Here is a 13,268-nt window from a genome sequence, read left to right as displayed (position 1 = left end):
CGACTATTTAAAGGGTTTGATTTGTAGCGTTTGGATTTGCCTTCCTTGATAGGTCTATTTTTAGATTTGGTATCATATTGGCATCGAAGAGAGTGCAAAACAGTATTTTATAAATTGATTGTAGCGTGTAATATTAGCCTAATTAAGCGTCGATTAATTAAGTGCAGAATAAATAAGACAGAGCAGAATGCTCACACTAATGCATTTGCTCTTTAATGCTACCTAACTTTATTTTACGAGTTATTTACTATGTCAAAGCCAGAAATATTTTTACGACAAGCAACGTTAGAAGATGTACCCGCCATCGTTGACTTATTAAACCTAACGTTTCGAAGTGACGTCGGCTGGACCAACGAATCACACTTAGTGGGTGGTATTCGTACCACACCTGAAGAAATCACTTCCATTATTAACGATGATAACTCTTACTTTTTTGTTTATCCTGAAGTCGATCGCTCAGAATTAAGTGAGCAGAATTCTAAACCCGATTCAAACGTTGACGCCCCTGAAACAGGACAGCTATTAGGCAGTATCTCTGTTAAATTCCAGCCGGAGCTCAATAGCGCTTATATTGGATTATTTGCAGTAGATCCAAACCTGCAAGGCGTCGGTGTGGGTAATCAAATCTTATCAGCAGCCGAGACCTTTGCAGAACGGCACTTGCGGTCAAATAGTACTGGTCAGATGCGATTAACCATGAGTATTTTGTCGCAGTGCCCTGACTTGTTGGCGTATTATCAGCGCCGCGGATATCAGCTCAGTGGTCAGAACCAACCTTTTCCTATTGACAGCAATAATGGAGAACCAAAGGTTGAGGGTTTACATCTGTTAGAGCTGGTTAAAACGGTATAACTAAGATTTGCTTGAAATCAGGCATTAAACCATATCTGGCTCATTAAAGCTGTTGGTAGTGACAAACATTAGCATAAACAGCAATACTAAAGCAGAAACGAGCATTAACAGCGTTAATAACAGGTAGTGTGAGGTAAATATATCTGATCCTATAAGTAACAGAATAAACGCCAATAAGGCAGAGCCTAAGCTAAATAAACTTATTATATTTTTGCCAATGAGAATCAGTGGTCTGAGCGGATAAACGTACGAGCCAAAAGTGGCCAGCAAGACAGGTAACATAGGCACTAGCCAAATCAGTGGCGGTATATCACCTTGTTGGGGTCCCATAAAACCAAGACTATTAGTGACTTCAACCGCCCATGGTAAGACTGTAGTGAATAGCACTAGACAAAATGCGCTCATCCAAATAATGTGCTTTAAGTGAGCGGGTCGCATAAAGCTAGTTACCGCTAATAGTGCGCTAAAGCCCGTAAGGTGAGCACCATAATAGTTATCAAATGCAAGCGGCAACATAGACGAATCATTAATAACAGGAATAAGACCTGCAAACAGTATCCATAACAGGAGACTCATCACACCCCAGCTAATGCGGATGTTTTTGCTTAAAAGATGATGCGCTGGATTGACAAGATAGCTAATATGCAGCTGCCAGTACAAATAGGTCAGGCTAAGCACGCTCACCACCCCGATATAATCCCATAAAGCAGAGGGGTAATGAAACAGTAATGCCAATGAGCTAACTACCGCCGCGGCACCAATGGCAATAAACAAGAAGTCAGTCAATTTGATAGCGCCAAAAGGGCTGAGACGCTTTTTCAATGTTATCAATTGAGGATAATTTATAGCTTCATTATCTATTAAATAGGACGCGCTTAGAGATTTCAGCTCTGCTTGCAATACATTGATCTGTTTGCTCAGCTCGATAGCGGGTGTTGGAAACCAGAGTTGACAAAAAAACTGCCAACGATCGGGGGATTTTGAGTAAGGCAGGTCAAAATCCCAATGCTGATAAAGCACGGGATACGTGTCAGCCATATAGTTCCGAAACCGAGGCTTATTACCAAACTTGATACCTAACGAGTAACCTTCCTCCGCCTCTTCAAGCAAGTACCAGGGGTAATCAGGGTCATGCCAGCCATCAATATGTTGTTGCCAATTAAAGTAAGATTTAGCAAGTGCATAGGCTTTAGGGTAGACCTTCAGAAAGTCATTAAAAAAGATGATCAGTGCGCGTTCATAATCATCAACAATATCCAGAGGGTAGTCTTTAAGTGCCTCAAATTGCTCGGTCAAGCATTGAGTTAGGCGTGTGTCTGCTGTCAGTGTGGTTTGATGATCTGGCTGTAACTCTTGTGGGTTGTTGTCGACAAGAAGCTCTAGATCATTTCTGAGTTTGTCCTCAATACTATTTACATCAATACTATTATTATCAATACTATCTTGCCAATCATTGTGCCACTGAATAAGCTGTTGCTGTGCTTGCCGTAATAAAAGATCGTTATTCTGATTGGCTTGTTCTGTAGGCTTAAATTGATAGGTATTTTCTTCAATAAGCTGCGCCAGTTCTTCGGGGGGTATATCTACCAACCATCGCACTGACAAGTCATTATCTAAAGAATCATCAATAGGCGAGTAAGTTATTGAAGAATCATGGGCACTAGCGTTTGCACTCTCATCCCCCGATAGGTCGATTTTTAAATTTGGTATATCAATATCTGAAATAGCCGTTAAATCAGCGTCTGGATCAACAGCACTGGCATGGTTTTGCAAGCTATCTAAATGGTCATTTTCATACCAATAATGCTCGCTAAGCGCTTGTTCATAAGCATCGCGTAACGTGCGGAAACCTTCAGTATTTTTATCCGGCTTATTGTCTTTTAGCTTTAACGCATAGGCCTTTTTAATGACACGCTCATCATTAGTTGAGGTAATACCAAGGATATCCCAGCAGGTTTCAGTCATTTGAATATCGCTGATTTATTTGTAATATTTTATATAACATAAATATTTATCTAGCCATAATGCAGTTGTTAAGCATCAATTTTAAAATAATTAATTGCCTTATATGTCATGCCCATGACTAGCATGACACCGAGGATAAGTAGCAAAGAAGAGAGTAATAAACCTTGATTTAGTAATAATGGGGTTGTCTTAAAAACCAATAAATAAAATGTAATTAATGGCATAAATACCAAAGCGGACAGTATTTTTTTACTAATAAATGTCATTGAAAGACGTGTTTTATTTTTAAGCAGTTGGACAGTAATCGGTATGCTAAACAATATCCAAACTATTGGATTTATATTGTCAGCGCTTATCGTGCCTACCACTATAAATAAAAGCGTTGCGTTCAGAATTAGAAGAGCTTTCTCGATGACATTTTCCTGTCTTAAAGCCCATATTAATACAAAGATATATGAAAATAAATGCAATGCAGCATAGGTATCTGTCAAAGAAGGATTTTGAAAAGTTTCTATCGCTGATGTAAATAACATTAAAAGTATAATTGCTTCTAAAACCAAAAAAAAGTTATCTGGAATGAAGTCTAAATCTAACTTGCTATGAGTAAAAATATTTAATTGAAATTGCCAATAAATATAAAAAAGACTGATTATTAGCCAACTTTGTAAACCATCATCAAAGGCTGTTTGATAACCAATGACAGAACCTAAAAATTGGAATACTACCCAACACCCCAATCCTATCGCGATAAAATCTATAAGATTGATAACCCCAAAAATACCTAGACGTTTGTCTAGGGTCTTAAGCTGAGGATGATTTAACCAGTATTCCATGTGTGCAAAGGAATCATTATCAAACTCAGAATGTTTATAAAAAGTAAGCTCCTGCTTTAAGTTATTAAGCTGTTGCTTGACATCATAGGCGATGTGCGGCCAAAAAAATTCTCGAATAAACTGCCATTTTCTTGGCACAACCAATTCAGGCAGAGTAAAGTCCCAGTGTTGATACACCATAGGATATTTAGAAGCAATATATTTAAGGAAGTTATCTTTGGTATCAAAATGAGCGATTCTGGAATAGCTTTCATCCATACTGCGCAATAGATACCACGGGTACTCATAGTTGTCCCAGCTATCAATACGCTGTTGCCAATCAAAATGAGATTTGGCTAAAAAATATGATTCACTATAAGCTTTTGGATGATGCTCAAAGAATACAATCAATGTTTGCTCGTAATCATTTATATCATCAAGTGCAAAGTCTTTGAGTTGCTCTAATTGTTGATTTAAGTGCTGAGCAAGCGTCTCATCTGCTATATGATAGTCGGCATACAAGGAGTGGAGTAGATCAACCTCATTAACCGCATCTTCATAAAGGTCAGCCGCCACAGTATCTTTATCGTCTTGGTCATCTTTAACAGCAGGGTCTAAGATACTTTGATCCCACTGTTCAAACCATTGTATAAGCTGCGACTGGGCATCAACCAAAGGATAGTTGTTCTCATCTATGCTTTGATCTACTACAGTGCTTTGTTCTGATAAAGTGTTGCTAAAAGCAGTGTCTTTGGAATAATCGTCATTGGGAAGGTGCTGGTTTTGGGTATTGAATGCATCGTCTAATGCTTTATCAAGTTTATTTGATAAGCTGTCATTGATCGGTTCAAACCCATTTTGAGAGTCTTGACCGTCCTGATGGTACTGATGGTCTTGAAAGACATCATTGCTATTGTCATTTAAATAAACAGTATTTTTACGTTCTTGAGGCTGTTGTGCTTGAGGCCCAATGGCTGGTAGCGATTCATCAATGTCATCGCTAACCACGTCATTATTTTTGTCATCGTATTCATCGTCACACTTTTCTTCGTCATTTTCTTCATACCAATAACGCTCGCTAAGCGCTTGCTCATAAGCCTCACGTAATGCGCGGAATCCTGCAGGATTTTTATCCGGTTTATTGTCTCTTAGCTTTAGCGCATAGGCCTTTTTAATGACACGCTCATCATGAGTCGGTTCAATGCCAAGTATATTCCAGCAGGTTTCAGTCATTCGTAATTCCCAACTTAACAGGGGCAATACAGGGTCAATAAACCCTAAGCTTCCTAGAACCAATCGTCTTTTTCAAACTGCTCTAAGCTTTTTTGTAGCTCAATATTGGCTTGGCGAATTTTTAAAGGGTCTTGGCTATCTAATGTGACCTCATACCAGCCAATTAAACGCGCTAATTGCTCACGCTCAAACCCTAGGCGCTGAGTATACAGACGCTCTGCACGTGCCAGTAGGTTGCGGTTCTCTGCTTGTTCTCGTGGATGAATCTTTAAGGCACTCAGTTTTTGTTTTGAGCGTTGCAGCTCGGCCTGATCAAGCTGTTTAGCACCGTTTTGGATTACTAAATTATACTGCTCGCTACTGCCTTCAACATCAATATCCACTTCTAACAGCCCATTAACATCATAAGAGAATCGCACGTTAAGAGGGACTTCCCGAGCCTTACCTCGATAACGAGACGGTAATACGACGGTCATTTCACCAATCTTAATATTATCTCGTGTTAGACGCGCTTCTCCTTGATAAATGTTAAATTGCACTTCGGTTTGGCTGTCATGTACGGGATAGAAGGTGTGGACTTTACTGGCGGGTATGACCGTATTGCGTTCAATGATAGGCGCAAAGACCCCATGCTGATAATGGTTTTCACTGATGTTAATAGAGGTATCTACCCCTAAAGAGTAGGGCGATACGTCCGTCAGTATCACCTCATCTAAGGCAGCATCTTCTACCACCAACCCTGCTTGGATAGCGGCGCCAATGGCAATGGTTTCATCAGGATTTAGGCTTACCGAAGGGAAACGACCCAACAAGCGCGTCATCAGTTGACGGAACAAAGGCATTCGGGTGGCACCGCCCACCAGCACGATGTCATCAAGCTCTTTAATACGCAGCTTCGCGTCACGGATGGCACGTTCGATAGGGGTGCGAAAGCGCTGCAATATTGACTCAGCCAGTGCTTCATAAGTGCTAGAAGTTACCTGCCATCTATAAGGAGTCCCATTGATGGTCAGCGTCATATCAGTTGACTGGTTATTGCTGAGATCCCGCTTGGCATTTTCCGCAACCGCATACAACAGCGGCCGTTGTTGCTGCCAAAATTCATCAGATTCTGTTAAGCCTTGCTGCTTTTGATGGTTGATAAAGCCATCGATAAGGACTTGAGTAAAGTCCTCACCGCCTAGTGCATTATCGCCTGCGCTAGCCCTTACTTCCATGATTCCCGAAAATAGCTCAAGTAAAGTCACGTCAAATGTACCACCGCCTAGATCTAAAACTAAGAACTTACGGTCGTCGCTATTTTCATGCAGACCATACGCCATCGCAGCGGCAGTTGGCTCATTTAATAGTCGTTGCACATTTAACCCTGCCAACTGAGCGGCATTTTTAGTTGCTTGACGTTGATAGTCATTAAAATAAGCAGGTACCGTAATCACGGCCTCGGTAACGGAAGTATTCAAATAGGCTTCGGCATCTGCCTTTAAGGAGCGCAATACTAATGAGGACAGCTCTTCGGGGCTAAACTTTTGTTGACCCAAGCGATACATTTTTTGACTGCCCATAAAGCGCTTAAAGACACTGGCGGTCTGCTCTGGATGACTGATTAAACGCTCTTTCGCGGCTTGTCCGACTAATATCGATCCATCGGTATCCACACTGACGACTGAGGGGGTTAGGGGTCGTCCCAAAGAATTCGGGATTAAGATTGCTTTTCCGTCTTGCCAGATAGCAACGAGGCTATTCGTAGTGCCAAGGTCAATACCAATAATAGGGTTGGTCATAATTTTTATTCTACCTTACTGGCTATTTTAAACAATGTTGGAACAGGTAATAATAACCCATAAGAGACTTAAGTTTTAACTTACCTTAGATTCAAATCTTAGCTCCAAGCCTAATCTTAAAACCTAACCTTAAAACCTATTATCAAGATTATCTAAGTTATATTTAATGGCTTCAAAACAAATATTCGGCTTAAAACCTCGGTATTGCAAAAAACGCAACTGCTTTGCTTTTTGTTTTTGTTCTGTGGGAATGGCATTGCCGTATTTTTTTACGCGAGCTTCCACTGCCAAACGCAACCAGTCGACGCCTTCGACTAGCTCATTATCTGATAATACATCTGCAAACTCTTCATTGTCCGCCATCGCCATATCAATGAGCTCGTCGATGTTCGAGGGCATTTCAACTTTACGCTTGTAAAAATCGTTCTTAATCCGTACTCGTCCATGACGTTTTCGAATACCTTCTCGAATGAGCATTAACGCCGTACGGTAATCACTCTGAAAGCCTTTTTCAGCAAATTCTGCCAACAACTCATCAATCTTAGCAGGGTCTTGTTCTTTATCGATTAACTTTTGACGCAGTTCTCCCGCGGAGTGTTCACGGCGTGACAGATAATAAAACGCCAACCAACGTAGGCGACTGTTTGCTTTGATTTCTTCTTTCTCAGCTTGACGCTGTTCAGGGGTTTTTAAGTACGCTTTAAGGGCTTCTGGAAGATTATCTATACCAGAATTCTGGTCTGTTGCACAAGCAGTTTTATTCGAGTCGGGTTTTTTAGTTTCAAAATGGTTATTTTTTTTATGGTTATCGCTATCGTTATCGGTCTGAGTATTGGTATCACTTTCTGCTTTTACTTGAGCCAACAGATTTTTGATACTGTTAGGATCGACCTCTTTAATAGGCTCATTGGTGTTAATTTTAGGAAGGTAGGGGGAGGCAGGGTGAAAGGTTTTTTTTCGCCGCTTTGTTCGTGTCTTATGTTTATGTCCGTCGTTGTGAGGCTCAATGGAGCAAGAAGAATGAGAGGAGTAAGTGACTGAGTCTAAGCTTGTGTCTAGATTTAAATAGTCTGAGTGTGCATTTTGATTATTGTCAGACACAGCAAAGCCACGGGCAGAGGTTAACGCTGCACGTGGCTTTTGTTGGGCTGGTATCGGTTGTTTTTTTAGCGCTTTATTCTCGTGAGACCCCTTTGATGTCTTCGGAGCCTCCGCTAGAATTTGCGCTAACGTTTTTATTTTCATCATTCAATAAGGATTAAGGATTAAGAAATAAGGGTTTAAACCTCAGAGTCTTCTTCAGCCACAAGTTCAGGGTCTGCAAGCTTATCAGCCTCTGTTTCAGCGCCTTTTTCAGGGTCGACGGCCAACTTTTCCGCTCGAATCTTGGCTTCGATTTCTTCAGCAATGGCGGGGTTGTCTTTTAGGAACAGCACTGAGTTGGCTTTACCTTGACCAATCTTTTCATCACCATAGCTATACCAAGCACCGGCTTTACCGACGACACCAATATCAACGCCTAAGTCAATGACTTCGGCTAAATGGTTGGTACCTTCGCCATAAGTAATTTCAAATTCTGCTTGGCGGAAAGGGGGTGCCATTTTATTTTTAATAACCTTAACGCGTGTTTGGTTACCGATGATTTCATCGCCACTCTTAACAGCACCAATACGGCGGATGTCTAAACGAACTGAGGCATAGAACTTAAGGGCATTACCACCAGTTGTTGTTTCAGGTGACCCAAACATCACCCCGATTTTCATACGGATTTGGTTAATAAAGATCACCATACAGTTAGAGCGTTTGGCGTTACCAGTGATTTTACGCAGCGCCTGACTCATTAAGCGTGCTTGTAAACCCATATGGCTGTCACCCATCTCGCCTTCAATCTCAGCACGTGGCGTCAAAGCGGCAACCGAGTCAATGACGATCATATCAAGAGCGCCTGAACGCACTAACATATCGGTAATCTCTAACGCTTGCTCACCATTATCAGGCTGTGACACTAATAAGTCATCGGTATTCACGCCAAGCTTCCGCGCATAAATAGGGTCTAAGGCGTGCTCAGCATCGATAAAGGCACAAGTACCGCCTTGCTTTTGACACTCTGCAATCGCTTGTAGAGTTAGAGTGGTTTTACCTGAGCTTTCTGGACCATAAATCTCAACGATACGACCTTTAGGTAAGCCGCCAATACCAAGGGCAATATCTAGACCCAGTGAACCGGTTGATACAACGTCAACATCTAATACTGCAGAGTTGTCGCCGAGATGCATAATGGTATTTTTACCAAATTGTTTTTCGATTTGACCTAAGGCAGCTTTGAGCGCTTTGGCTTTGTTGTCATCCATAGTGATGTCCTGATTGTATTGATTATTTATCGTTAAGGTTGAAGTTAAAGGGGTTTCATTATATCGCTTAAGTGGATTTATTGTGTTTATAGTTGGGTTAATAAGCGTTGAGTTAACTGGAGGAGAGACTGAGTGTCTCTGGTATGGGGTAAGTATAACAAATTGAGCGTAACTAGATAGGGGGTAGCAGTGACCATGCGACAGGTATTGTCGTGAATAACTAAAACGGATAGAGTGAAGTATAAAAGGGATGTTTGGATGAAACGTATTAGGTCATAACCCAAGGTGGCTAAAGGTGTGGATAGAGGCTTTAGTCGAACCAACCCTTTAAACATTAACATTACTATCTACACTTAACTGATAGAAAATAACTAATAGTAAACCACAGTTATCACATGACAAAAAAGAGCCAGCTTAATGAAAAGCTGACCCTTTGACTATAGCAATATAGTAGCAATGTATAAGTTAACCGAATATTAATTCGAACTTATCACATTAGATTTTCTAAATGATAATTAGATTTTTTCAATGATACCACAGGCGATGCGGTCACCAGCATTACCTGATGGTTGGCTAACATAGTCATCAGCGCCGCCATGTACGATAAAGGCACGACGATAGACACTGTTAGAACCTGACATTGCAACAGAAATGTCCTTCTTAACGAAGTTCATAGTAGCAACACCATTCTCATCAGCAGTTACGTTAGGCAAATCGCCTGCATGGCTTTCTGCAGAAGCTGGATTACCATGTGGCTTATCATAGGGATTATAGTGGCCCCCTGCTGCTTTGCCCATATTTTTGCAGCTACCCGTTTCGTGGATATGTACCGCAACTGTTGAACCAGGGTTTAATCCCTCAAGCTTACCATATACTTGTATACCCCCATCCACAGGGCGCAAATACATCTCGCCAAGTTGTGCATGGTTTTGATCAACAGTATAAATTTTTGACTTTAGAACAGGATCCGTATGATCAATACCATTTATATTAGGATTGCTGCTTTGACAAGCACTAAGGGTAATGGCAGAAGCTATAATAGCTGAGGCGGTTAATAATTTTTTCATATTTGACTCCAATAAATTGACTGTATATTTAACTAATAATTATAAATACGAGCTAAAATGATGTTTGGGCTTATTATATTTAGAATACTTACAGGAATTAGTATAACGCTATGATTAATGAAACAATTAGTGTAAGCGTTGCAATAAGTTATTTAATGTTAATAAAGTAAACAATGGTTGCATTTTATTCTTGTATCATACATCTCTATGAGACAAACCTGACAAATAAAAAAAGCTGCTTATCTATAAGATAAGCAGCTTTTGAAAATAACGTTCTATTGGAAATACATCAAAATTAAGTATCTAGTCGCTTCCTATTATACTTAGGTCAATTCATAGGTTAGCTACGTAGCGCTTTTGATGACTTAGTAGTATCTACAGCGACCTTATTGGGCTTAAGCGGCTTCGGCATTTTTACCAAAGCGACTTTAAGCACTTCATCTATGGTTGCAACTGGCTGAATGGTCAGACCTTCTTTTACATTGTCTGGAATTTCAACCAAATCACGCTCATTAGATTCTGGTATCAGTACATGCTTAATGCCACCTCGATGTGCCGCTAGAAGCTTCTCTTTAAGACCCCCAATTCGCAATACTTTACCACGTAGGGTAACCTCACCTGTCATCGCAATATCTGGACGGATAGCGATCCCCGTCATTGCAGACACTAACGCAGTAGTTAAAGCAATACCCGCTGAAGGACCGTCTTTGGGTGTCGCACCTTCTGGCATATGCACATGGACGTCTTTAGCTTTAAAGTCTTCATAGCTGATACCAAGGGTCTCACCTCGTGCCCGAACCACACTCATGGCAGCACGAATCGATTCTTTCATCACATCACCAAGTGACCCTGTATAAACAAACTCACCTTTACCCGGCATAGTGATGGCTTCGATGGTTAATAACTCACCACCAACACTGGTCCAAGCCAGACCTGTGACGCGGCCAACTTCAGGCTCTTCTTCAGCAAGACCAAAGTCATATTGATGCACGCCTAGATAGTCGCTGATGTTGTTAGCGTTAACCACGACAGTGTCAATTTTGGTCTTTTTAGAGGGCTTAACCCCATATTTATCAATAGATTCGCGTACGACTTTACGGCAAATCTTGTTGACTTCCCGCTCAAGGTTACGCACACCCGCTTCACGGGTATAGCGTTGAACGATACTGTGCAAGGCTTCAGGCACTATCTCAATTTCGTTGTTTTTAAGACCGTTTTGCTTAATGGCTTTTGGCACCAAGTACTTCTCAGCAATATTAATTTTTTCATCTTCGGTATAACCGGGTAGACGAATAACTTCCATACGATCGAGAAGCGCTGGCGGTATATCCATGCTATTGGCGGTACAAATAAACATCACTTGAGATAAGTCTAAATCTAAATCCAAATAATGGTCATTAAACTTATCATTCTGTGACGGGTCTAATACCTCAAGCAATGCAGAAGCTGGATCGCCACGGAAGTCTTGCGCCATTTTATCGATTTCATCTAATAAAAACAGTGGGTTCTTCACTTCGACTTTGGCTAAAGATTGGACGATCTTACCGGGCATCGCTCCGATATAAGTACGGCGATGACCGCGAATTTCAGCTTCATCCCGTACTCCGCCTAGCGCCATACGCACAAACTTACGACCAGTGGCACGAGCGATAGACTCACCCAATGACGTCTTACCGACACCCGGAGGGCCGACCAAACATAGAATCGGACCACGCAACTTTTTGACACGAGATTGCACGGCTAAGTATTCCAAAATGCGGTCTTTGACATCTTTTAGACCGTAATGATCTTCATCAAGTACCGCTTCTGCTTTATCAAGCTTGATGGATACTTTGGTGGTCTTCTTCCACGGGGTATCTAAAATCCACTCAACATAGTTACGTACAACCGATGATTCACTAGACGCCGGTGGCATCATTTTTAGCTTTTTAAACTCTTGTTCTGCTTTTTTGCGAACATCATCAGGTAAGTCAGCTTCTTTTAAGCGGTTCTCAAGCTCATCTATATCGTCTTCGGCATCAAATGCACCATCACTTAAATCAGACAGCTCATTTTTAATGGCTTTCATCTTCTCATTTAAGAAGTACTCACGCTGATTGTTTTCCATTTGGCGGCGTACAGCGTCTTGAATGTCTTGTTCGATAGATTGTTCAGCGCTTTGCTTTGCAAGGTACTCGGTCAAAGTATTGATGTGCAAAGCAAGATCATCTTGCTCGAGTAATTGCTGTTTGACATCAAGATCCATTGACACCCGGGTGGCGATAAAATACACCAGCTCTAACAAATCTTCGATACGTTCTGATACGCGTATCAGTTCACGACTATTACGCAGACGCGCTTCAGCATAATTGGCAAAAAGGCTACGTAATGCCTCAATAGTATTTTGTTGTTGCGTCTCATCCATCGCCAAAGTAATATCACTACGTTTGAAAATACCATGCAACTCAGTACCGACATTAAACACACTGTCAACTTTTACTCGGTATTGACCTTCAATTAGAACCTTAATACAGTTTTCATCACTGTCATGAGGCATAGTACTCACTATACGACACACGGTGCCATATTCGTAAAGATTGTCTTGGTCAATATCCTCAGTGAGCGAGTCTTTTTGAGCGACGACTAACACCAAGTCATTGTAGGACTGTTGCGCAGACTCGACTGCTTTGACAGAAGGCTCACGACCCACAAACAAGGCGATCTGCATATGCGGATATACCACGACATCACGAAGAGCCAACAAGGGTAAAGAGGTTGGCTCGGTCTCATTACTCGGTGCCACATTCATTGACTCTGAATCTGTTGGCGCTAAATCAGCGTCATCAGCAGAGCTTTCCGTATCGCTTGATTTAACGTGTTCCTGATCGATACTGTCATCATGTTGTTGCTCAACATTACTGTCATAATCTTTATCGGATTTACTCATATTTTTTCCTTTTCGTGTGACACATGTCTTCTTTATCAGAAGTGATACCCTGTCTAAAAATTACCCTATCGAGCAAGATAATTACTAACGCAACAAATTAAATACTACCAATAATAGGTTCAGCGTGCCTCATCGAGTCTAACTAGGATAGGTTATTTAATAGATAAGGTATAATTTCATGCTATGTCTCATTAAATGGTGGTCATCGGTCTTAATTGCAAGTTTAGTTTTATTATCTTAATTCTTATTACCTTATCATGTCATGTCTTATAAGGCTTAGC

The 13,268-nt window shown here is 41.1% G+C and carries 8 protein-coding genes; 1 reads left to right on the top strand and 7 read right to left on the bottom strand.

Translation table 11 applies throughout. The features are described from left to right. The first annotated feature begins 249 nt into the window (after positions 1–249). On the top strand, positions 250–852 hold the full coding sequence (locus AC2SLT_RS07335; protein ID WP_486547001.1) for a GNAT family N-acetyltransferase: 603 nt from the start codon (positions 250–252) through the stop codon (positions 850–852). A gap of 24 nt (positions 853–876) precedes the next feature. Here AC2SLT_RS07335 and AC2SLT_RS07330 read toward each other — a convergent pair whose 3' ends face one another. From AC2SLT_RS07330 to lon, 7 genes are all read right to left on the bottom strand, one after another. Beyond that, on the bottom strand, positions 877–2,817 hold the full coding sequence (locus tag AC2SLT_RS07330; protein ID WP_486547000.1) for a J domain-containing protein: 1,941 nt from the start codon (positions 2,815–2,817) through the stop codon (positions 877–879). A gap of 68 nt (positions 2,818–2,885) precedes the next feature. Beyond that, positions 2,886–4,862, bottom strand: a complete 1,977-nt coding sequence (locus tag AC2SLT_RS07325) for a hypothetical protein (protein ID WP_486546999.1) — start codon at positions 4,860–4,862, stop codon at positions 2,886–2,888. Positions 4,863–4,915: 53 nt separating this feature from the next. Continuing rightward, positions 4,916–6,643 carry an Hsp70 family protein gene (locus AC2SLT_RS07320; RefSeq protein ID WP_486546998.1) on the bottom strand — a complete coding sequence of 576 codons (1,728 nt, stop codon included), beginning with the start codon at positions 6,641–6,643 and terminating at the stop codon, positions 4,916–4,918. Positions 6,644–6,772: 129 nt separating this feature from the next. Continuing rightward, on the bottom strand, positions 6,773–7,888 hold the full coding sequence (locus AC2SLT_RS07315) for a regulatory protein RecX (protein WP_486547053.1): 1,116 nt from the start codon (positions 7,886–7,888) through the stop codon (positions 6,773–6,775). A 35-nt stretch (positions 7,889–7,923) separates the two neighbouring features. Further along, a complete protein-coding gene (recA, locus tag AC2SLT_RS07310) occupies positions 7,924–8,994 on the bottom strand; it encodes a recombinase RecA (protein ID WP_486546997.1) in 1,071 nt (356 codons plus the stop codon). A gap of 515 nt (positions 8,995–9,509) precedes the next feature. Then, positions 9,510–10,061 carry a superoxide dismutase family protein gene (locus AC2SLT_RS07305; RefSeq protein ID WP_486546996.1) on the bottom strand — a complete coding sequence of 184 codons (552 nt, stop codon included), beginning with the start codon at positions 10,059–10,061 and terminating at the stop codon, positions 9,510–9,512. Positions 10,062–10,401: 340 nt separating this feature from the next. Further along, positions 10,402–12,849, bottom strand: coding sequence for an endopeptidase La (lon, locus tag AC2SLT_RS07300; RefSeq protein WP_486547052.1), 2,448 nt, complete (start codon positions 12,847–12,849; stop codon positions 10,402–10,404). Positions 12,850–13,268 lie beyond the last annotated feature (419 nt).

The sequence above is a fragment of the Psychrobacter sp. CX18 genome (assembly GCF_057396215.1).
The sequence above is the reverse complement of the archived record's forward strand: the minus strand, read 5'-3'. Positions and strand labels throughout refer to the sequence as shown.